Raw genomic sequence first — 20,805 nt, 5'->3', positions numbered from 1 at the left:
GGCTGTCCGTTGTTGGGGGCGTTGGGATTGTCGGGGAGACGTGGATGTGGGTAGAGTCCGGGCGATGCAGACTGCGACATGGTACGAATGGCTTGCCTGTGGCAGTGTGGCTGCGGCGGCGGTGCTGCCGGGGGAGCGGTCGCGGAAGTGGGCGGCGTGCGTTGGTTTGGGAGGGATCGCGGCGAGCTGGCTGCCGGGGAGCGCGCGGGAGTTTTTGCTGCCGGCGGCGGTGGGGGGCTTGGCGGTTCTGGCGCTTGCGGGGCGCGGTGGAAGGCTGGGGCGCTGTGGAAGGCCGGCGGCGATTGGCGGTGCGCTGCTTTCCGTGGGGTTGTGCTGGTTGTTTCCGCAGCCGGAGATCCGGCTGCAGGGGCGCTTCGGGGTGGGGACGACGAGCTTCGAGATCCCCGCGGAGGGGGATGCGCCGCGCTTGCTGGTGCAGGTCTGGTATCCCTCGGATCAGAGCGGCGGTGATTCTCCCTGGCTGGCCGACCCGGAACTCGTGCCGCGCTTTCCGTTTCAGCGGATGGCGAAGGCGAGGTTGCCGATCGGGGAGGGATTGCCGGTGGCGACGTCATCCGGAAAGCTGAAGGTGGTCTTCTACGAGCATTCGTGGACGGGCCACCGCGCGGAGAACCTGGGGCAGGTGGCGGAGATGGTCAGTCACGGCTTGGTGGTGGTGGCCGTGGATCATCCGGGCCAGGCAGGCCGGGTGCGCTATGCGGATGGTAGTGTAGTCACGACCGGCTTGCCCGCGGAGCCGGATCTAACAAGCGAGGCGAAGGTGGGCGAGTTCCTCGCACTGGCGGAGAAGTGCCTTGCCGAGCGGGGTAGAAATATCGAGAGGGTCTTGGCGGCTCTGCGCGGTGGCCGGGGAGGGCAGGTTACGGCACAGGCGGAGTTGCGGCGGGTGGGTGTGTTTGGTTTCTCCTTCGGCGGGTCGAATGCGCTGCGGCTGTGTGCGCGGAGTCCGGACTTCGTGGCGGGTGCCAATGAGGACGGGCTTTATCTGGGCGACGAGGCTCCACGCGGACCGTTCCATTTTTTCGACTCCGAGATGCCGGGTTGGTTGCTCGGTGCGCCGGATCCTGATGAGACAGCGGAGCAAGGGATGATCCGGAAGGCGGAGGCCCGGGTGCAGAAGGCGATGGAGCTACCGGACCGGAGCCGGGATGTGATGAACGACGTTTATCACATGGGCTTCAGCGATGCGATTTTCCGATCCCGGCTGCAGAGGATCGCGGGGACGGGTAGGGGGATTTTCCGGGATCTGCATGAGGAGATGGCTTGGCACCTCGCGGTGTTTTTTGAGGAGGTGTTGGGGGAAGGCGGGCAGAGACGGTGATGGGACAGTAGGGGAGGACAACTCGTCACGTGGTGCGTATGGATACCTCCGTCGCTTTGCTGCATACCTTCACCATACTCGAAGCGACTTGGACCATTCTGCGGGCCAGTGGCTCCGCGCTCCCAGGGGAAGAGCCTCTCGTTTAACGGACGGCTGGCGTTGTTAGGAGGCGCAGTGAATTGAGGATCACCAGCAAGGTCGCGCCGGTATCGGCGAGGATGGCGAGCCAGAGGCCGACGTGGCCGGTGAAGGCGAGGGCGAGGAAGAGTGCCTTGATCGAGAGCGCGAAGATGACATTGAAGCGGATGATCCCCACGGCACGCCGGCCGACGGTGATCGCTTCCGCGACTTTGCGGAGGTCGTCCTTCATCAAGGCGATGTCGGCGGTCTCGATGGCGGTATCGCTCCCGATGGCTCCCATGGCGAAGCCGACGCTGGCGATGGCCAGGGCGGGGGCATCGTTGACGCCATCGCCGATCATGCCGGCGTGGGTGTAGCGGGCGACGAGCTGGCGGACGTGCTCGACCTTCTGGTCCGGCATGAGGTCGCCGATGGCTTCGTCGATGCCCGCCTGGGCGGCGATGGCGGAGGCGGTGCGCTGGTTGTCGCCGCTGAGCATGACGACCTTCTCGACCCCGGCGGCGTGGATGCGGCGGAGTGCTTCGGTGACTTCCGGACGGAGGGTATCGGCGATGGCGATGATGCCGAGGATCTCGCCCGCGCAGTCGCCATGCGGTGCGTGGCCGAGCACGGCGAGCGATTGGCCCTTGGCTTCGATCTCCGCGAGCATGGCTTCGACCGCCGGCGTGCAGACTCCCGCGTCGTGAGCCATGCGGTGATTCCCGATGAAGTGGAGATGCCCGGCGATGACGGCGCGTGCGCCTTGGCCGGTGACGGATTGGTAGTCGGTAGTGGCTTCGAAGGTGATGCCGCGGCCCTGTGCGGCATCGACGATGGCGCGGGCGAGGGGATGCTCGGAATGTGAATTGATGGCGGCGGCGCGGCGCAGGATTTCGTCTTCCGCAAGATCGGCGACAGGAATGATGCCTACGACCTGCGGCTTGCCGACGGTGATGGTGCCGGTTTTATCGACGGCGAGGGCGCGGAGTTTTCCGACCGCTTCGAGATAGACGCCGCCCTTTACCAGCACGCCGCGGCGCGCGAGTGCGGTGAGGCCGGAGACGATGCTGACGGGCGTGGCGATCACCAAGGCGCAGGGGCAGGCGATGACCAAGAGGACGAGCGAACGGTAGACCCAAGCGCCCCATGGCTGGCCGATGAGGAGTGGCGGAATGATCGCGACGAGGATGGCGATGACGAAGACAGCGGGCGTGTAGATGGCGGCGAAGCGGTCGACCCAGCGCTGGGTGGGCGGCTTCTGTTCCTCCGCTTCGCCGACGAGTTGGATGATCCGGGCGAGGGTGGAATCGCCGGCCGCCTTGGTGACGCGGACCTTGAGCGAGCCCTCGCCATTGACGGTGCCGGCGAAGACGGGATCTCCCGCTTGCTTGTCGACCGGGACGGATTCACCGGTGATCGGGGCTTGGTTGACCGAGGAGGTGCCGGAGATGACCTCGCCATCGAGCGGGATGCGGCTGCCGCTTCTGACCTGGATCGCGGTGCCGGTGGCCACTTCCGCGACGGGGACTTCGCGCTCGGAGCCATCATCGCTGATGACGATGGCGGTGGGTGGTGAGAGCTCTAACAGTGCGGCGACGGCACGGCGAGCGCGGGTGCCCGCCCATGATTCGAGGAGTTCGGACAGGGCGAAGAGGAAGACAACGGCGGCGGCTTCCGCGTGCTCGCCGATGAGCCAGGCACCGGCCACGGCGACGGTCATCAGGACATTCATGTCCAGTCGCAGCGCGCGCAGGGCCTTCCATGCGGCGGGGAAGACGAGCAGGCCGCCGGCGATGGTCGCCAAGGCGAAGGCAAGCGTCGGGAGCCAGGCGGGGCCGGCGTGAATGCGGCCTAGCAAGAGCCCGGTGCCTGTTAGGGTGCCGGAGGCGGCGACCAGGAAAGTCCGCGGCAGACGGGTGTCATCGTGGCCGTGTTCACAGCCTCCCGAGGCATGGTGGGGTTCGTGGGCGTGGTCGTGATGGTCAGGCATGCCTCGGAGGGGTCACGGCTTCGATGGATCGGGCTTCACGAACACAAAGCGCGAATTTGCGATAAGCCAGCGGTAAGAAATGCCCCTTCCGCAAGATGCGGAAGGGGCTTCTGGTGTCGAGAGGGTGAGGGGCGCGGGACACACCCCCTCCTTGCTCTAGTGCAGGTGCAGTTCGAAGCGTTCGGTCACGGCCTTGGCATCGGCGGTGGTCTTGACGACGAGGATCATCGGGACGTGGGCACCTTCGGGCAGGGCCTTGTCGGAGATGAGGACATTGGCGTCGGCTTCCTTGCCCTTGGCGAAGGCGAGCTTCACGGGATTGGCGCGCTCGCCGCTGGTGCCGGTGATGGTTTGAGCTGCCAGCGCGGCGGGCTTGTTGTCTTTGTCCACGAAGACGATGCGGACCTTGCGTTCCTTATCAACGGTGACTTCGAGGGTGAAGCCGCCCTTCGATTCGACGAGGTGGCCGCCATTCGGACCCTTCTTGGCATCGTGCTCGTGATCCTCGTCATGATCATGATCATGATCGGCATGCTCTTTCTTGGATTCCTTGCCATGGTCGTGCTTGTCCTCGGCGAAGGCCAAGGGGGTTCCGAGCAGGGCGAGGAGGATCAGCAGTTTCGGTTTCATCGGTTCGGGTATGGTTGTCGGTTTTCGGTTCGGACGTGATTGCCAGTGAATTCATTCAATGGGTGGCGGGGGCATTCATCTCGAGGGCCTGGCGGGCGGCCTTCCTGCCGAAGAGGCGGAAGACGGCGGGAGTGACCGCGAAGTCGAGCAAGGTGGAAGTGATCAGACCGCCGACGATGCAGACCGCGACGGGACTGAGGATTTCCTTTCCGGGTTCGCCCATTGACATGACGAACGGGATCAGCGCGATGCCCGCGCAGAGGGCGGTCATGGTGACGGGCACGAGGCGCTCGAGGGTGCCGCGCTCGATCATCCGGTCGGTGAAGCCTTCCCCCTCGTGCTTCATCAGGTGCAGGTAGTGGGAGATCATCATGATCCCATTGCGCGCGGCGACGCCGCCGACGGCGATGAATCCAACCAAGGTGGCGATGCTGATATTCCCCACGACCATCCAGGTGAGCCAGAGGCTGCCCATCAGGGCCAGCGGGAGATTGAGCAGGACCTGAATGGCCAGCACGAGGCTGCGGAAGTAGGACCAGAGCAGCATGACGATGACGGCGAGGATGATGCTGAAGAGCACCGCGATCCGCCGGGCCGCGGCTTTCTCCGCCTGGAACTCGCCCTCGTAGCTGAGGAAGACGCCTTCCGGCAGCTTGATCTCCTGCTCGACCTTTTCCTGGAGCTGGCGGACCAGTTCGCCGGCATTGCGCTGAGTGGGTGCGATCGAGACAACGTAGCGGCGCTGGGTGTTTTCCCGGAAGACGGAGCTCGGACCGGATGCCTCGCGGACATCGGCGACGAGCTTCAGAGGGATGTTCCTGCCGGTCTTGGTGTGAACGGGGAGCTCGCGGATCTTCTCGATGTCGCTGCGCCATTCGAGAGGGAGCCGGATCGCGAGATTGATGGTGCGCTGGTTCTCGCGGAGTTGGGCGACGGTGGCACCGCCGAGCAGCATGGAGAGTTCGGAATTGAGTTCACCAGGGGTCACGCCGTGGGCGAGGGCGCGCTCCCGGTCGAGTTCGATGCGGAGCTGGGGGATGGGAGCCTGCTGATCGAGCTTGGCATCCTCGAGGCCGGGTATCGTCTTGGCAACGGCTTGGATCTTCCCGCCGATATCGATGATCGCATCCAGGTCATGGCCGAAGATTTTCACCGCCACCGGGGCGGTCACACCACTGAGCAGGTGACTGATGCGGTGGGCCAAGGGCCCGGACAGGACGCTGAAGGTGCCGGGTACTGTTTTGATCCGCTGGCGGATATCCGCGAGGATCTCCTTATTGCTGCGGGTGCTGACACCTTTCTTGAAGTCGATGTCGAACTCCGCATTCGAGACCGGCACGACATGGTCGCTGCGCTCGGCGCGGCCGATGCGGCGGCCAATGTGATTCACTTCGGGCACCTTGCGGATTTGATTCTCGACCGCCTTGGCGAGGTGCTCCATCTCCGCCAGGGAGGTGCCCGGCGCGGCACCGGTGGTGACGATCACCGTCTCCTCGTGGAAGGCGGGCAGGAAGTCCTTGCTCATCCGTGGATAGAGCATCAGCGCGAAGGCGAAAAGAATCGCCACCAGACCGAGGACGATGGCCGGTTGCCGGAGGCTGATGCGAAGGAAGGTGACCCGCATGAATTCCTTCAGCGCCCTGACCAGGCGCCCGTCCGTGTGCGCTCCGCTTTTGGTTCCCTCCTTGAGGAGCAGCGAGCAGAGCACAGGAATCGCGGTCAGGGAGACCACGAAGGAGGCGATCATGCTGACGATCGTGGCGATGGCGATGGGGCCGAAGAGCCGGCCCTCCACCCCGGCGAGTCCGAGCAAGGGGACGAACACGAGCACGATCAAGATGGTGGCGTAGAGGATCGAATTCCGGACTTCCCCGGACGCTTGGGCGATCACCTCCAGCTTGGGCAGCGGGTCTGTTAGGGCGGAGTTTTCCTTCAGGCGCCGGAAGACGTTCTCCACGTCCACGATGGCATCATCGACGACCATGCCGATGGCCACGGCGAGGCCGCCGAGGGTCATGCTATTCACGCTCATGCCGAACCACTTGAAGGTCAGCAGCGTGATGGCGAAGCTCAGGGGCATCGCCATCAGGGTGATGAAGGTGGTGCGGAAATTGAGCAGGAAGAGGAAGAGGATGATGACCACCATCACCGCGCCATCGCGGATGGCCTCGAGGAGGTTGTCGATCGAGCGGTCGATGAAATCGCGCTGGCGGAAGAGAATGGTGGCCTCGACCCCTTTTGGGAGGGATGGCTGCAGATCTTGGATCGCCGCTTCGATTTTCTCGGTGAGCGACACCGTGTCGAACCCGGGTGCCTTGGTGACGCTCATGATGACGCCCGGTGTGCCGTTCACGCTGGAATCGCCGCGCTTCGGCTCGGTGTCCCAGGCAACTTTCGCGACATCGGCGATGCTGATGGGACGGCCGTTGACCAGCTTGATGACGGTCTTCGCGATGTCCTCGAGTTGGACGGTCATGGCCAGATTGCGGACCATGATTTCCTGTGAGCCGGTGTCGATGAAGCCGCCGGTGGAGTTGGTGGCGGCTTCCTCGGTGGCTTTCTGGAGTTCCTCGATCGAGACGCCGTGGGCCTGCATGCGCCATGGATCGGGCTGGACTTGGGCCTGCTTCACGCCGCCGCCCATGTTCAGCACTTCGGCGACTCCCGAGATGGACTGGAGGCGCATGCGGATATTCCAATCGGCAATCGTACGCACATCCATGGGCGCGGTGGTGCCGTCCGTGCTACGGACGCCGATGAGCAGGATCTCTCCCATCAGCGAGGCAACGGGCGTGAGGTAGGGCTCGGTGCCCTCCGGCAGCGATTCCCGGACGCTTTGCAGGCGTTCCTGGACGAACTGGCGGGCCTGATAGATATCGGTGCCCCATTCGAACTCGGCGAAGACGAGCGAGAGCGCGATGTCCGAGGTGGAGCGCAAGCGGTTGAGCCCGGCGATGCCCATGAGCGAGCTTTCGATCGGCTGGGTGACGAGGGTTTCGACTTCTTCCGGAGCGAGGCCGGGGGCTTCGATCAGGATGGTGACGGTCGGCTTGGTGAGGTCCGGCAAGACCTCGACCGGCAATTCGCGCATGGTCTTGTAACCGGACGCGAGGAGGAGGATGGCGAGGGAGATGATGATCGCCCGGTTCCGGAGCGACCAGCGGATGAGTATGTTCAACATCGGCTCAAGCTTGCTCGGTGGTTTCTGCCGTCTGCTTCCGCTTGGTGATCGAGGTGATCACCAGCAGGACTGCCAGCACGCCGGTGGAGATCATGAAGAAGAGTTCGCGGGTGCCGGGGCCGTGCGCTTCACCGTGTTCATGTCCCGCTTCCCCGCCGCCGGCCTTCGCCGTGGCGGCCTGCTCGGGACTCATCTCGGAGCCGTCCTCGTTGTGCTTGTGGCCGTGGGCGGCATCGAGGGCTTCCTTCAGGGAAACGCCTCCGCCACCGCCGGCGAAGCCGAGCGAGTAGGAGCCGCGCGTGACCACCTCGTCGCCGGGGAAGAGGCCATCGAGGATCTCGACACGGTCACCGCTGGCTTCACCGACTTGCACGTTCGCGCGTTCGAAGGCGTTCGGGATCTTGACGTGCTTTACATACACGTGGCGGTTCGCCGGATTGCCCTGGAGAGATTCCTTCGGCACGGAGAGGATATTCTCCCGCAGGCCGCTGAGGATGGTGAACTCGGCGCGCATGCCCGGGCGGAGGATGCCGTTCGGATTTGCGAGCTGAAAATACGCATCGATGGTGCCGCTCTCCTGGTCGGCGGAAGTCGCGAAGCGCAGCAAGGTGGCCTCGAATTCCTGCTGGCCGAGCGCCGCGATCTTGATCTTGGCCTTCGCACCCGGCTTGATCGATCCGGCTTGGTATTCCGGCACGCGCGAGACGGCGTGGACTTCCGAGAGGTCGGTGATTTCTAACAGGGATTTGTCGGGTTCGACCGGTTCGCCGAGGCGGGCGTCCGAGTGCATGACCAGACCTTTGATGGGGGCGGACAAGGGAATGACGGGCGGTGGATCGCCGGGCTGGCGGCTTTCCACCTTCGCGACGACCTGGCCGGCGGTGACGGTATCGCCGGGGTTCACGCCGAGCTCCACGAGACGACCGGAAATGCGGCTGCTCACCGCGCCGGTGCGGCCTGGAATCGCCTCGATGCGGCCAAGGGCGAAGGCGGTTTCTTCAAAGGTGGATTCCTCCACCACGACGGTCTCGATGCCGAGGTTTTTCACCCCTTCCTCGGAGAGGAGGACGGTCCCGGTCTCCGCGGCGGAGAGGGACAGGCAAGGGAGCAAAAGCGCTCCGAAAATGTAGAATGCGGGAAAGTTCATTTTCTAACAGAAATGGTTCAGGGCTTGGCGAGCGCCGACTCGTAGCGGACGCGGGCGAGGTGGAATTCGCGCAGGGCATCCAGCCTCGAGGCTAGCAATTGCATGCGCTTCTCACGGGCGCGGAAGACTCCTTGGATCTCGCCCTGGCCCTTGCGGTAGGCGTCCTCGGTGGCCTTCGCTTGTTCTTCGGCGAGGGGCAGCAGGGTTTCGCCGGTCTCGCTGATGAGCTTGGCCCACTGCTCCATCTCGGCTTTCGCGGCTTCGGCTTCGAGGCGGATGCCGCGGGCGAGTGCCGTGGCTTCTTTTTCCATGCGCTCGTGGCGGGCCTTGGCTTCCTCGATCGCGCCCTCGTTCTTGTCCCAGAGCGGCAGGGGGATCTTGATGCGCAGGCCGAGCATGCCTTCGCGGTCGTAGCCTTCCGGGGCGTCCTCGGTGCGGGCGGCGCTGAAGAAGAGGCCGCCCTCCATGTCCGCGTAGCGCTTCGATTGCTCCACGGCCACGCCTTGGCCGGCGGCTTGTGCGTTCAATTTCGCGGCTTGGAAGTCCGGGCGCTTGCCGGGGTCGACCTTGATGCCGGGGACGACGGGATCCGGCAACGTGCCGCCAACGTGCAGCGGTTCGTTCGGCCGGACTCCGAGCAGAGGCTTGATGGTGCCGACCGCTGTGGCTTCTTCGGCATCGAGCTGGCGCATTTCCAGCGTCAGGCTGGAGGCTTCGAGCTTGGCCTGGCCGGCATCGAGCGGCGAGCCCTCACCTTTCGCCGCGGCTTGGGAGAGGAAATCGGCGAACTCCTGCGAGAGCGCCGATTGGTTCTTCATCAGCTCGCGGCGCTTGCGGACGGCTAGGACCTTGACGATGCCCGCGCGGGCTTCGACGACGATCTTCCGCTCGACCTCACGGACTTCCGCTTCCGCCACTTTCACTTCGGTGGCGGAGACGTCCTTTTCCAGCCGCAGCCGGTTGGTCACCGGGAAGCGCTGGGAGAAGCCGATTTCGAGCGAACGCTCGCGGTAGCGGGCGTCGTGGGCGAGTTCGACTTCGAGCTCGGGATTGGCGAGGCGGCCGGATTGGAGCTTCCGGCCGAGCGCTTCGCGGATCCGCAGCCGGGCGGCGGCGAGATCGGGATTTTGGGCGCGGACGCGGTCGCCGACACTGGCGAGCGAGATGACGACGCCGGGCTCCGCATGGAGGGGCGCGGTGGCCGCGAGCAGGCATAGGGCCGCTGCAGCAGGGGCAAACAGAGGGTGCATGGAGAATATGGGGTGCCGTCCACGAGACACGGGACGGGAGGATCACTTGGAAAAAACCTTGGAACGATCCGCGGGCAATCAAGGGCCACACGGAGGGACGGCGGGCACACAGGCCGGCCGGAGCATCGACAGGGCGACGCTCAGATCAAAGGGGGCTTGTCCAAGGCAAAGACCGGCTCTTCCGGCCTGAAGGTCCGGTGCCAAGTCAGGTCCAACCGCAAGGCGGCTGGGGGCGCGAGTCCGGGGCACTGCACGTCCGCTCCCGCCAGCGGTGCCGGATGGCAGCAGGCGTGAGAGTGGTGATCGTGCGGGCCGGGCGGGCAATCCGGGCCGTGGTCGTCATCGGCGGGAGCGTTGTCATCGTGATGATGATCACCGCAGCACTGATGGCTTTCCTGGCTCTTCGGCTTGCCGTGGACATGGTCCACCGCGAGCACGCGACCACCGAGTCCGGCGATCACGCCGAACATCAGCAGCCATGTAAGCCAACCGCGCACGTAGCCTAAGAAACCCGGTTAGGCGCTTTCTGCAAGTCCAAAGCTGGGCTCGCGCCGCCGCAGATCCCGCTTCCCTCGGCGGGATTCGCTGCTGAAAGTCGGCCCCATGCCCGTCGCCGAACCGCAAAAGGAGCTGCGCTTCACCCGCGCCGGGCAGGCGCTGCCCTTCGCGGTGCTGGCGGCGGTGTGCTTCATGGCGACGCTGGTTTTCTTCCTGCTGGCTCCCCATCGGGCGGACCATCCGGTGCTGCCACATCCGGCTTGGGGCTTGGTCCCGCTGGCAGCGGCCTTCGGGCTTATGCGGGTGGCCTGGCACTGCACCCGCCACGCCTATATTTTGCTGAGCCCCATCGGGGTGGAGATTTTTCCGTTCTTCCGTCCGGGGGTGAATATGCAGGTGATCCCCTGGGCCCAAATTGCCGCCGCGGAGGTCGACAAGGCCCGTCTGACCCTGCATTTCTCTGCGGAAAAGAATGCCGGCATCCATCTTTCGCTCTTGCCCGTTGCGAAGGACCGCCGCGAACTCCTCGCCACCGCGATCCGCGGCCGCTTTCCTTCCTGATCCGCCGTTCATTATTCCGTCATGCGCCCGCCATCCCGCCAGATCCTCTCCGTGGAAGAAGCCTTCGGCCAGCAAGGCTGGCATTGCGAACTGGTGGAGGGGAAAGACGTCCTGCGGGCGGTCTTCACCGCGCACCACACGCGCATCGAGATGGTGGTGCAGGCCTACGCGCCGATGAATGCGCTGGCGATCATGGGCGAGATGCCGCTGCCGCTCGATGAGGATCACCAGCCCTTCCTGCTGGAGTTGCTGGCCCGCGCGAACAAATCGCTCAACCTCGGCGGCTTCGAATACGATCTCGACCGCCAGCGCGTGGTTTTCCGGATCACCAATCTCTTCGACAAGGAGCGCTACGATGCCGACATCATTTCTTCGATGGTCCACTGCGCCGTGGCCGAGGTCGACCGGATCGCGCCCTACGCGACCACGGTGGTGCGCACGCCGGCGGATCTGCTGGACGATCTCGATATCAAACGCCTGCTCCAGCGCGAGGACTTCATCCCGCCGGTGCCGGGGGATGAAGATGATCTGCCTTGACCCCAACTATCATGAAAGCCGTCGCCCTCCTTCTTTGTGCCCCCGCCGTTTGTCAGGCGAGCGAGCAGTCCACGACCGAACGTGTTACGTCGGACCGGCGGAGCCACGACCATGACGCGATCACCCGGGAGCAAATCGACAAGGTCCTGAAGGATAGTCCGGGTCATCCTGCGGACTCGTGGGAGATGACCTTCGAGACGGGCTATCTCTGGAACATCGGCAACAACACTGAGATCGACTACGAGATCATGCCGACGCAGCTGACCTTCCGCAGTCCGACGGTTCTCAATTGGTTTGCGGGGGATGACGGCTCGCGGGTGGTGGTACGCAGCCGCTTCTCGATGCTGGGCGAGTCGATCGTCCAGGGGCCTGAGGACTACTACATCGGGATCAATGGCGCGCCATCGATCGAGTATTGGTTTCCCGATGCGAAGACCTCGCTGTTCTTCTCGATCGGCGGTGGCTTCGGGTGGACGAATTCGGCTGGCGGCGCGCAAGGGCAGGGCCAGGACTTCACCTTGAACTGGTTTTCGCAGCTCGGTGTGCGGCGGGAGATCGCGGAGAATCTTTCAATACTAGGCGGGGCGTACTTCATCCACCACTCGAACGGCGGGCAGACGGATCCGAATCCGGGGATCGACGCGCTGGGCTTTACTATCGGGCTGGGGTGGCGGTTTTAAGGGGGCTTTTCTGAGCTGCGGTAAGGGGGATGCAGCAGGAGATGCGGAATTTTAGAGGTCTGGGTGGACTTTCCCAAACGCGGCTCACAGAGCCGCGCTACTTCACCACCGTCCAACTGTCCTGCCATTCGAGCGGCAGCATCCGCAGGTCGGATCTGCCGTGGCGGTCCTTGTCGTAGTAGTGGTGGACCAGCATCTCCTGGCCCTTCTCGAGGAAAAATCGATGCATGGCCCGGGCCGATGAAGCGGTGGGGTCGTGTCGATTCCTTCATGCGGATCTTTCGGAGGGCGATGTCCTTTCTGTTTCTGGCGCTCTTTGCGATCGGGGCGATCCGCCGGGGAATGCACGCGAAGAAAAGTGGATTATGACGACACTTGTCGTCAATGAGGGTTGACGGTGACGACGTTTGTCGTCAGGAAGTGGCGGCATGAAGTCCTTGCCACCCCTCTCTCCCGCCGAGCAGGCCCTGATGGACCTGATCTGGCAGCATCAGCCGGTGTCGGTCGCGGCGCTGCTTGAGCTGGTCAATGGCGAACGCCCCGAAGGGATCAGCCGGAACACCCTGCAAACCCAGCTCACCCGGCTGCACGCGAAGGGCTGGCTTAAGCCAGATGAAAGCGAGCGCGCCCGGCTCTACAGCGCCACGGTGCCGGAGAAGCGCGGGCGAGGGAGGATTCTCGATGAGCTGAAGCAGCGCCTCTTCGGCGGCTCCAGCCTTTCGCTGGTCCGCTGTCTCGTGGAGGAGGGCGGGCTCAGTGACGAGGATATCCGCGAGTTGAAGGAGCTGATCGGCAAGCACAAGAAAGGAGGCAAGCCGTGAGCCTTTCGCCCTATCTCATGAATGTGGCGCTGCATGCGGTGCTGCTTTCCGCTGCGGCGTCCCTCGCGCTGGTCTTCGTCCGCAAGCCTGCGCGTCGCGGGGTCTTGGCTTTGGCAGCAGTGATCAGTGTTGGAGTGCTGCCGTGGGTCTCACCGCTGCTTCCCGGCCGCGAAGCGAAGGCTCCCGCTGAAGTTGTGTCACCCGCTAGCGCTGACTTGGCGGCTTGGAAGGTCTTCACGATCCCTGTTGACGATACCACGGCATACGAAGGCCTGGCGGAGAATGCAGCGCCGCTTGTTGCATTGCCATCCGCCCGGACACTTGCGGCGTGGGCATGGCTTGGCGGGACTTGCCTCGGCCTCGTTGCGATTGCGGGCAGCCTGGCGAGACTCGGACGCTGGCGGGCTGCCCTGGAGAAGCCGCACCCGTCCCAAGCGGAAGTGCTTGGGGATGCCTTGCCGCCCGGCTTGGCCGTGGAGGATATTCTTCTCTCGAAGGAGGCAGGCAGTCCGTGTGTTGCCGGATTCCGACGGCCTCTGATGGTCTTGCCGGAGAGTTTGTTAGGATCTTGCTCCACCCGCGAACTCGGGTGGGTTCTCCGCCATGAGCAAGGACATCTTGAGGGGAAGGATTCGCGGTGGATGGTGCTGATGGCGCTGGTGCGGGTGGTATTCTGGTGGAATCCGCTTGTCCATCACTTGGCCAAGCGATGGGCGGCAGCGCGGGAGGAGGTCTGCGATCTGCATGCAGAAGCCAGCGAGCGAAGTGCTTACAGCGTTTTCTTGGTGCGGATGGCTGCGGCCTATCCCGGTGGCAGGATGCTGGCGGCGGCGATGGCGAGCGGTGTGAAGCGGCGTTTGCGAAGACGGATCGTCTCGCTCCTGAACGCGCCCGCAAGCATCGATGCCGGCACGGGGCCTTGGTTTGCATCGGCGAGCGTGGTGGTTTTGCTGGCTTGCGGTGTTTGTGCCTCCTGCGTGCGGATCGGCGGGGATGGTAGTTCCGAGGCTGCAGCGACCGGGGCTTCGCCGAGCCCGGAGGTGAGGACCACCGCGGGCAAAGGCGACACGGCTCGATTCCAACTGAAGATCTCGCACATGGTGCTCTTCACGACGGAACCACTGGCGGAGAACGGGAAGGTTCTTGGCTCCGCAGGATACGGCGAGGTGATGAGAAAAGCTGCAGGTACGAAGGGAAACCGGCTGATCAACTTCCCCGCAATCACAACTAGACCGAACGAGAGCGGCTCCATCGATATGACTCACGAGAAGCCGGTACGCCAGGGGCAGGAGCGCGTGATCGCCGGATGGAATTTGCGCATCACGCCGCGCTGGGACGGCAAGACGGTCTCGGTTCGCAGCGGTGTCCGCTATGGCTTCGTGCCAAACGGGCGTTACGCGCCGACCTCGGAGGTGACTTCCTATTACGAGGAATCGCCGCGAGGCCGGGAATGGAACAGGCTGGTGGTGAAGCAGGGTAATGCGGAGGCAAACAAAATCCGCGAGGGGGAATTTCTGGTGACCACTCTGGGTGAAGTCGGGTCCGGGCTTTATGGGACGATTTTCACGAAGATCGAGCCGATCGACCGGGGCGGGCTGCCGATTGCCTTGAAGGATGCGCCGCACCTGCCGGATCGGTATCCGGGCGAGAAGGAAGAGGTGCCGGTGAGCGTGCGGGTGCGGGGCATCCTGCTGGAGAACTTGGAGGACGGTGAGGTTAGTCACATTGCACCATCCTTCCGCGGCATCTTCACCAAAGACCAATGGAAGCGGGTCCAGGCAGGCATGGGCGGGAAGGAACTCGGGGAATTCACGCTGGAGAGCGGCAGGGAGATGCAGCCTTGGGAAGCGGCGCCGAGGGTGAAGCTTAAGGTGAGACGTCTCAAGGGAGAGTCGCGATTCGAATTGTGGTCCGGGCTGCTCAGTCCGACGAACCGGGATCCGTATTCCTATCAATGGCAGGCCATGGCTTGCGAGCCGGGCTGGGTGGTCGTGATGGAGCTACCTGCGACCGGCGGGGGCAAGCGGCGGGGGCTGGCGGTGGTTTTGGAGGAGATGAAGTAGGGTCAGGTTGCTTTGGCGCAATGGCCGGATTTCAAGACGGTGACCTTGTGGAACCCGCACTGGTGCCTGCGCGGGCCGTTCTTTTCCAATCTCTTGCATCTGGGCTCTGGACTCTTGCGCCGCATCCCTCTACTCCCTGCCCCGCCATGTCCGAAACCGCGCAGACCCATTCCACCGAAGCTGAACTCATCGCCGTCCGTCGTGAGAAGCTGGGCAAACTGCGCGAACTCGGCGTCGATCCCTTCGGTTCCGCCTTCGAGACCACCCACACGCCTGCCGAACTCCGTGCGAATTTCGGCGAAGGTATGGCGGTGAAGGTCGCCGGCCGGATCACGGGGCTGCGCAACATGGGCAAGTCCTGCTTCTTCCACGTGGGCGACGTCCTCGGCGGCATCCAAGGCTACATCTCGATCAAGGAGCTCACCCCGGAAAATCTGGCCATCTTCGAGTGCCTCGACCGCGGCGATTGGCTGGGGATCGAGGGCGAAACTTTCCTGACCCGCACCGGCGAGCCGTCGGTGAAGGTGTCCAAGTTCACGGTGCTATCGAAGTCGCTGCGGCCGATGCCGGACAAGTGGCATGGCGTGGCCGACCGCGAGATCAAGTATCGCAAGCGCCACCTCGACCTGATGTCGAACGAGGAGAGCGCCGCGATCTTCGTCATGCGCTCGCGCATGCTCGCGGAGATCCGCGCTTTCTTCCACGAGCGTGGCTACCTGGAAGTGGAGACGCCGATGCTGCAGGACATCCCGGGCGGTGCGGCGGCGCGGCCCTTCGAGACCTTCCACAATGCGCTCGGCATGCCACTCACGCTGCGGATCGCGCCGGAGCTTTTCCTGAAGCGCCTGCTGGTCGGCGGCTTCACCAAGGTTTTCGAACTCAACCGCAATTTCCGCAACGAAGGGATCTCACGCCGCCACAATCCGGAGTTCACGATGCTGGAGGCCTACCAGGCCTTCGCCGATTTCGAGATCATGGCGGATCTGGTCGAGTCGCTGATCTGTCACCTCGCGGAGAAGTTCTGCGGGACCCTGCAAATTGAGCACAAGGACGAGGAGGGCAATGTGCTCCGCACCATCAATCTCGCCCGGCCATGGAAGCGCGCCGACTACAGCGAACTGGTCGCCGAGGCGGCGGGCGCGGATTTCTTCACGCTCAGCGCGGAAGTACGCCGCCAACGCTGCGAGCAGCTCGGTGTGCAGATCTCGAAGGAGATGGAGGACCACGAGGTGATCCAGCAGGTCTTCGAAAAGCTGGTGGAGGAGAAGAGCTTCGATCCCTGCTTCGTGACCCGCGTCTCCAGCCAACTGGTCCCGCTCGCGAAGCTGAGCCCCGGCGGCAAGACGGTGGAGGTCTACGAACTCATCATCAACGGCCAGGAAATCTCTCCGGGCTATTCCGAGCTCAACGATCCCGATGTCCAGCGCGAGCGCTTGGAGCACCAGTCGGGCGAGGAGACCCAGAAGGTCGACTACGATTTCATCGAGACGCTCGAGCACGGCATGCCGCCGGCCGGTGGAATTGGCATCGGCATCGATCGCCTGATCATGATGCTGGCCGGCGCGCCGACGATTCGCGACGTGGTGCTGTTCCCGTTGCTGAAGCGGAAGGATTGATTCTGTCGATGGTGCGCGCGTGATTATCGATGCCCCTTTCTGCCGGACTCCGGCATGCTAGGGGAATGTCGAATCGCGCGTCCCATTTGCCGATGACGATCGCCGAAGCTCCGGAAGGGCTTCGGGAGGCGATCTATCGGGCGCGGCATGCGGTGTATGCGGTCGAGATTGGCCAACATGCTCCGAATGCCGAAGGGCGGCTGAGCGATGCGCTGGATGCTGCGAACCGCTACATCGCGGCGACTTGTGGTGGCGTGCTGGCGGGCTTCGTCAGCATCACGCCGCCGGGGCCGCAGGGTTACTCGATCGACAAGTATTTCCGGAGGGAGGATCTCCCGTTCGCGGTGGATGGTGGCAGCTATGAGATCCGCCTGCTGACCGTGCTGCCGGAGTATCGCGCCTCCGATGCGGCGGCGGCGCTGATGGTCGCGGCCTTCCGTTGGATCGAGTCGCGCGGTGGCACCCGCGTTGTGGCGATCGGGCGGCGCGAGGTGGCCGGGATGTACCGCCGGGTCGGTCTCCGTGAGGCGGGGATGTCCACGCGCTCGGGAGCGGTGACCTATGATCTCATGCATGCGCCGGTATCCGAGGTTCGGGCTGGCTTGGAGGAGCGGGAAGATCTGGTCCGGCGGATCGAGCGCTTCATGCGCTGGGATTTGCAAACGCCGCTCCGAAGGCCGGCTTCTTGTTTTCACGGCGGCGCGTCCTTCGATGCCATCGGCAGCGGCTTCGGGTCATTGGACCGGTCGGCTAATGTCATCAATGCCGACGTGCTGGATGCTTGGTATCCTCCGGCACCGGGGGTGATCGGGACGCTGGCAGAGCACCTGCCTTGGCTGCTGCGGACTTCACCACCTACCGGTTGTGAGGGTTTGGTCGCGGCCATCTCCGTGGCTCGCGGGGTACCGGAATCCTGCCTCCTGCCTGGAGCGGGTTCCTCCGATCTCATTTTCCGCGCCTTGCCGCGCTGGCTGTCCCGTGGTTCGCGTGCCATCCTGCTGGATCCGACCTATGGGGAATATGCGCACGTGCTCGAAGAGGTGATCGGCTGCCGGGTCGAGCGGCTCGCACTGCGTCGGTCCTCGGGATATGCGGTGGATCTCGAGCGCCTGCGCGCCCTTGTGGCCACCGGCCCGGACCTGGTGGTGATCGTTAATCCCAACAGCCCGACCGGCCGTGGCCTGCTGCGCGACGAGATTGAATTCCTGCTCAAGTCCGCGCCGCCCCGGACCCGCGTCTGGGTGGACGAAACTTATATCGACCACACCGGCCAATCGGTCGAAGCGCTGGTGGCGCGCTACGACAACCTGATCGTCTGCAAGTCGATGTCGAAGGTCTACGCGTTGAGCGGAGCGCGGGCCGCCTATCTCTGCGCGAGTCCGCATCAGCTTGAGGAGCTCCGGGCCTTTACCCCGCCGTGGGCGGTAAGTCTGCCCGCGCAGGTCGCGGCGGTCCGGGCCCTTGCGGATCCCGGCTACTATGCGGCTCGTATTGAGGAGACCCGTGCCTTGCGCGAAGATCTGGCGAAGGGCTTGCGCGGTCTTGGCTGGGATGTGATTCCCGGTTCGGCAAATTTCCTTCTCGCGCATCTTCCTGGAGATTGGCCCGCTGCCGATGATTTGGTGCAGATGGCGAGGGGGCGCGATCTCTTTCTCCGGGATGCCGGGAAGATGGGTCTCACGCTGGGTGAACGCGCGATACGCGTTGCGGTGAAGGATGCCGCGACCAATCGCCGGATGATTGCGATTCTACGGTCGATCGCGGATGGGGTGGCTTTTTCCGAAGAAGGCGATGGTGTGACCTTTCTCCGAAAGGTCCGGCCGGGGATGGCCTGAACCTTCATTCCGATCCCGATTCATATGGAGCGCCGCCATCCGCCGGACCGCTCGGAGAGCGGTCCCTGCCTTTTCCAAGGCAACCACTACGCCCTGATCTTCAGCTCCCGCGAGACCTCCCGGCCGAAGCCTCTGATCAGCACCCGGTCCGCGTGCACTTCCACGATCGAGTAGGCCGTGTTCTCCGGGTGGTGCAGCATCGAGCGGAAGGTGACGTAGGGCAGACCGTTCCGCTCGACGAAGTCCCCCGCATGGTTGTGGCCGTTGAACCACGCCATCACGCAGGGATGGCGCTCTAACACGGCGAGGATCTCCGCGTGGTTCCAAGCCTGGTGCATGTCCGCCGGGACGAGCGGATGGTGCCCACAAACGATCACGCGTTCCTTCGCCGCATCCGCCGCCGCGAGTTCCCGCTCCAGCCATGTTAACTGGGTGCTGGAGAAACCGCCGTTCCACTTTTTGCCGCCCGGTGCCTTCGCTGCTTCCAGTTGCGCCAAGAGTTCGGCCGCCTTCGCCGTCTCCGGCGAAGTGGCGGGACAGCGGTAGATGGAAACGTCATTGGTATCCGTCATCACGAAGCGGATCCCCTTGCTACGAAACGTGTAGTAGTCGTGTGGCATCCCCAGCGTGGAGACGACGCGGGGCTTCTCCGTATCCGCCACGGAGTAGTCATGATTGCCTAGCAGGTGATGCACCGGATGCTCCAAGCCTGCCAGCAGCGGTAGCATGACATCGAAGGACTTGAAGTCCCGGTCGATGAAATCCCCCATGTGCAGGGTGAAGGCCAGCTTCTCGCCGTGAAGGGCTTCGACTGCCCGCTTGAGCTTCTCCGGCGTCGAGCGGTAGTGGCGCTCACCCTCGGCATCCGCGTCGGCATACTGGGCATCGGAGATCAGGCCGAAGCGCAGCAGCGGCTCCGTTTCATCGGCGGCGGCTGCAAGGCGGGGGAGGGCACCGGCGGCAGCGGCGCTGCTGAGGAAAGTGCGGCGGTTCATGCGGTTACGGGAGTCTTCAACATCTGCTCGTAGCGGCGAATATAGGCCGCAGCGGTGGCCTCGTGATTGAATCTTGCTGACGATTCCGTCATCACCCGCGCGATCTGTGTGGCGCGTTGCTCCGCCGGCAGCGCGTGGAAGCGCAGCGCTTCGCCCACCGCCCAGCGCAGGCCGTCGGTATTGAAGTGTTGGAACAGGAAGCCATTGCCGGTGTTCGCCTCCACATTCATCGTCTCCACGGTGTCGTGCAAGCCGCCGGTATCGTGGGCGACCGTCAGGCTGCCATACTTCGGCGAGATCATCTGCGGCAGGCCGCAGGGCTCGAAGGAAGAGGGCATGAAGATGAAGTCGCTGCCGGCATAGGCCAGGTGCGAGAGCTTCTCGTCGAAGTCCCGCACCGCGACGCGGTTGTAGAGCCCGTGCGACTTCACGATATTGTGGAAGTGCTTCTGGAAGGTGCCGCTGGCCACCACCGCGATCTGCATGCGGTTCTTCGTCACCAGCTCGTGGAGGATCTCCGTGAGCAACTGGCAACCTTTCTGCACCGGATCGAGCCGGGAGGGCCAGTAGAAGAGCGGTACATCCGGATCTCCTTCAAGACCGAGACGCTCCTGGAGCTCGAGCTTGTTCAGACGCTTGCCCTCCACGAGATCGGATGGCCCGAAATGGCTGGTGAGGTAGGGATCGCTCGCAGGGTCGAAGATCGCATCCGGCGCGTTCAGGATCCCGGTCGCGCAATCGGAGTGCTTCTTGCCGCGCAGTTCATTGCGGATCGCGTCCGGGATGAAGCCGTGGCCGCCGCCCACGATTTCCTCCAGGAAGGTCGGGCTCACCGTATTCACGTGGTCCGCGGCGAAGATGCCGCTGGTCAGCAGGTCCACCTGGTTGTTGCCGCGGCTCTCCTCGTAGGACCACGGCGCGCGGCGGTAGTAGAGATGCTGCCAGAAGTCCGCGGCATCGATGCCCCGGTCCTCGATCTGCGCGAGAGTCAGGTGCTCGGAGTGGATATTGTGGACCGTGAACAGGCTGGCGATTCCGTGCCGCTTCGCCACCGCCGGGATCAGCCCGGTCATCCAGTCGTTGCAATGGATCAGATCCGGCCGCACCTGCGGAATCGTGTGGTTGATCACCTCGCGCTGGAAGGCCAGGGCGATGAGGTGGTTCTCCGCGCCATAGACACTCGAGCGGTGGTAGAAGACGCGGTCCTGCGCCAGGTGGATGCGCTGCTCAGGCAAGGCACGGCTGACCTTCTGGAACTCGTTGTCGAACACGCTCGCCACATCGAGGTGGAACATCCGGCGGTAGTTCGGCAGGGCGACGTGGACATCGGCGCCTTGGTCGTAGAGGGCTTTGACAAGAGACGCGGATACATCGGCCAGACCGCCGGCCTTCGCGCACATGCGTTGGGCCAGGTTGCCCATACCTTCCGGCAGGTAGGTGATCTCGGGGGTGACGACGAGGATCCGCGGACGGCGAGGAGGGTTTTCAGACATGGATGGGTTTTTCCGGGTTTCCCATCAATTAACCGTGGACTGCGCG

Annotated in this window: 17 protein-coding genes; 8 read left to right on the top strand and 9 right to left on the bottom strand. The window is 64.0% G+C overall.

Annotated elements, in window-relative coordinates; all coding sequences use genetic code 11:
* Positions 1-64 precede the first annotated feature (64 nt).
* On the top strand, positions 65-1,342 hold the full coding sequence (locus ABWK72_RS12210; RefSeq protein WP_367875073.1) for a hypothetical protein: 1,278 nt from the start codon (positions 65-67) through the stop codon (positions 1,340-1,342).
* A gap of 142 nt (positions 1,343-1,484) precedes the next feature.
* On the opposite strand, the gene ABWK72_RS12205 is transcribed toward ABWK72_RS12210, so the two are convergent.
* The 6 genes from ABWK72_RS12205 to ABWK72_RS12180 all read right to left on the bottom strand — a co-directional run bounded on the left by ABWK72_RS12205 (position 1,485) and on the right by ABWK72_RS12180 (position 10,157).
* Positions 1,485-3,452 carry a heavy metal translocating P-type ATPase gene (locus ABWK72_RS12205; protein WP_367875072.1) on the bottom strand — a complete coding sequence of 656 codons (1,968 nt, stop codon included), beginning with the start codon at positions 3,450-3,452 and terminating at the stop codon, positions 1,485-1,487.
* A gap of 156 nt (positions 3,453-3,608) precedes the next feature.
* Complete coding sequence (locus tag ABWK72_RS12200; RefSeq protein WP_367875071.1) at positions 3,609-4,082, bottom strand: hypothetical protein; 474 nt, start codon at positions 4,080-4,082, stop codon at positions 3,609-3,611.
* A 55-nt stretch (positions 4,083-4,137) separates the two neighbouring features.
* Entirely contained in the window at positions 4,138-7,263 is a 3,126-nt protein-coding gene (locus ABWK72_RS12195; RefSeq protein WP_367875070.1) for an efflux RND transporter permease subunit, read from the bottom strand.
* Between the two features lie 4 nt (positions 7,264-7,267).
* On the bottom strand, positions 7,268-8,410 hold the full coding sequence (locus tag ABWK72_RS12190; RefSeq protein WP_367875069.1) for an efflux RND transporter periplasmic adaptor subunit: 1,143 nt from the start codon (positions 8,408-8,410) through the stop codon (positions 7,268-7,270).
* 17 nt (positions 8,411-8,427) lie between these two features.
* A complete protein-coding gene (locus tag ABWK72_RS12185; RefSeq protein WP_367875068.1) occupies positions 8,428-9,660 on the bottom strand; it encodes a TolC family protein in 1,233 nt (410 codons plus the stop codon).
* Positions 9,661-9,800: 140 nt separating this feature from the next.
* Positions 9,801-10,157, bottom strand: coding sequence for a hypothetical protein (locus ABWK72_RS12180; protein WP_367875067.1), 357 nt, complete (start codon positions 10,155-10,157; stop codon positions 9,801-9,803).
* A 106-nt stretch (positions 10,158-10,263) separates the two neighbouring features.
* Between ABWK72_RS12180 and ABWK72_RS12175 the strand changes: the two genes are divergently transcribed.
* Genes ABWK72_RS12175 through ABWK72_RS12165 form a run of 3 tightly spaced genes read left to right on the top strand, consistent with a single transcriptional unit; the run spans position 10,264 to position 11,936 of the window.
* Positions 10,264-10,719, top strand: a complete 456-nt coding sequence (locus ABWK72_RS12175) for a hypothetical protein (RefSeq protein ID WP_367875066.1) — start codon at positions 10,264-10,266, stop codon at positions 10,717-10,719.
* Between the two features lie 21 nt (positions 10,720-10,740).
* Complete coding sequence (locus ABWK72_RS12170; protein ID WP_367875065.1) at positions 10,741-11,256, top strand: YbjN domain-containing protein; 516 nt, start codon at positions 10,741-10,743, stop codon at positions 11,254-11,256.
* An 11-nt stretch (positions 11,257-11,267) separates the two neighbouring features.
* Positions 11,268-11,936: an acyloxyacyl hydrolase gene (locus tag ABWK72_RS12165; RefSeq protein ID WP_367875064.1), complete on the top strand. Its 669-nt coding sequence runs from the start codon at positions 11,268-11,270 to the stop codon at positions 11,934-11,936.
* A gap of 97 nt (positions 11,937-12,033) precedes the next feature.
* Here the strand turns inward: ABWK72_RS12165 and ABWK72_RS12160 are convergent, their stop codons facing one another.
* Positions 12,034-12,165, bottom strand: a complete 132-nt coding sequence (locus ABWK72_RS12160; protein ID WP_367875063.1) for a hypothetical protein — start codon at positions 12,163-12,165, stop codon at positions 12,034-12,036.
* Between the two features lie 199 nt (positions 12,166-12,364).
* On the opposite strand from ABWK72_RS12160, the gene ABWK72_RS12155 reads away from it, so the two are divergent.
* From ABWK72_RS12155 to ABWK72_RS12140, 4 genes are all read left to right on the top strand, one after another.
* Positions 12,365-12,757, top strand: coding sequence for a BlaI/MecI/CopY family transcriptional regulator (locus ABWK72_RS12155; protein WP_367875062.1), 393 nt, complete (start codon positions 12,365-12,367; stop codon positions 12,755-12,757).
* Positions 12,754-14,820: a M56 family metallopeptidase gene (locus ABWK72_RS12150; protein ID WP_367875061.1), complete on the top strand. Its 2,067-nt coding sequence runs from the start codon at positions 12,754-12,756 to the stop codon at positions 14,818-14,820. The genes ABWK72_RS12155 and ABWK72_RS12150 overlap by 4 nt, the downstream gene beginning before the upstream one ends.
* Positions 14,821-14,966: 146 nt before the next feature.
* Positions 14,967-16,436: a lysine--tRNA ligase gene (gene lysS / locus ABWK72_RS12145; protein WP_367875060.1), complete on the top strand. Its 1,470-nt coding sequence runs from the start codon at positions 14,967-14,969 to the stop codon at positions 16,434-16,436.
* A gap of 92 nt (positions 16,437-16,528) precedes the next feature.
* The gene (locus ABWK72_RS12140; protein ID WP_367875059.1) at positions 16,529-18,271 is read left to right on the top strand and encodes a histidinol-phosphate transaminase; all 1,743 of its coding nucleotides are present in this window, start codon (positions 16,529-16,531) and stop codon (positions 18,269-18,271) included.
* An 86-nt stretch (positions 18,272-18,357) separates the two neighbouring features.
* Here the strand turns inward: ABWK72_RS12140 and ABWK72_RS12135 are convergent, their stop codons facing one another.
* Positions 18,358-19,266 (bottom strand): metallophosphoesterase, encoded by a 909-nt coding sequence (locus tag ABWK72_RS12135; RefSeq protein WP_367875058.1) that lies wholly within the window; start codon positions 19,264-19,266, stop codon positions 18,358-18,360.
* Positions 19,263-20,759: a glycogen synthase gene (locus ABWK72_RS12130; RefSeq protein ID WP_367875057.1), complete on the bottom strand. Its 1,497-nt coding sequence runs from the start codon at positions 20,757-20,759 to the stop codon at positions 19,263-19,265. The genes ABWK72_RS12135 and ABWK72_RS12130 overlap by 4 nt, the downstream gene beginning before the upstream one ends.
* Positions 20,760-20,805: the final 46 nt, after the last annotated feature.

The sequence above is a fragment of the Luteolibacter sp. Populi genome, assembly GCF_040801775.1.
In the GTDB taxonomy this organism is placed as follows: Bacteria; Verrucomicrobiota; Verrucomicrobiia; order Verrucomicrobiales; family Akkermansiaceae; genus Haloferula.
The sequence above is the reverse complement of the archived record's forward strand: the minus strand, read 5'-3'. Positions and strand labels throughout refer to the sequence as shown.

Coding starts and splice junctions, on each gene's coding strand:
- ABWK72_RS12190 (WP_367875069.1), bottom strand. CDS start 8,410: ATGAACTTTCCCGCATTCTACATTTTCGGAGCGCTTTTGCTCCCTTGC.
- ABWK72_RS12175 (WP_367875066.1), top strand. CDS start 10,264: ATGCCCGTCGCCGAACCGCAAAAGGAGCTGCGCTTCACCCGCGCCGGG.
- ABWK72_RS12200 (WP_367875071.1), bottom strand. CDS start 4,082: ATGAAACCGAAACTGCTGATCCTCCTCGCCCTGCTCGGAACCCCCTTG.
- ABWK72_RS12130 (WP_367875057.1), bottom strand. CDS start 20,759: ATGTCTGAAAACCCTCCTCGCCGTCCGCGGATCCTCGTCGTCACCCCC.
- ABWK72_RS12205 (WP_367875072.1), bottom strand. CDS start 3,452: ATGCCTGACCATCACGACCACGCCCACGAACCCCACCATGCCTCGGGA.
- ABWK72_RS12210 (WP_367875073.1), top strand. CDS start 65: ATGCAGACTGCGACATGGTACGAATGGCTTGCCTGTGGCAGTGTGGCT.
- ABWK72_RS12165 (WP_367875064.1), top strand. CDS start 11,268: ATGAAAGCCGTCGCCCTCCTTCTTTGTGCCCCCGCCGTTTGTCAGGCG.
- ABWK72_RS12170 (WP_367875065.1), top strand. CDS start 10,741: ATGCGCCCGCCATCCCGCCAGATCCTCTCCGTGGAAGAAGCCTTCGGC.
- ABWK72_RS12160 (WP_367875063.1), bottom strand. CDS start 12,165: ATGCATCGATTTTTCCTCGAGAAGGGCCAGGAGATGCTGGTCCACCAC.
- lysS (WP_367875060.1), top strand. CDS start 14,967: ATGTCCGAAACCGCGCAGACCCATTCCACCGAAGCTGAACTCATCGCC.
- ABWK72_RS12140 (WP_367875059.1), top strand. CDS start 16,529: ATGACGATCGCCGAAGCTCCGGAAGGGCTTCGGGAGGCGATCTATCGG.
- ABWK72_RS12195 (WP_367875070.1), bottom strand. CDS start 7,263: ATGTTGAACATACTCATCCGCTGGTCGCTCCGGAACCGGGCGATCATC.
- ABWK72_RS12155 (WP_367875062.1), top strand. CDS start 12,365: ATGAAGTCCTTGCCACCCCTCTCTCCCGCCGAGCAGGCCCTGATGGAC.
- ABWK72_RS12135 (WP_367875058.1), bottom strand. CDS start 19,266: ATGAACCGCCGCACTTTCCTCAGCAGCGCCGCTGCCGCCGGTGCCCTC.
- ABWK72_RS12185 (WP_367875068.1), bottom strand. CDS start 9,660: ATGCACCCTCTGTTTGCCCCTGCTGCAGCGGCCCTATGCCTGCTCGCG.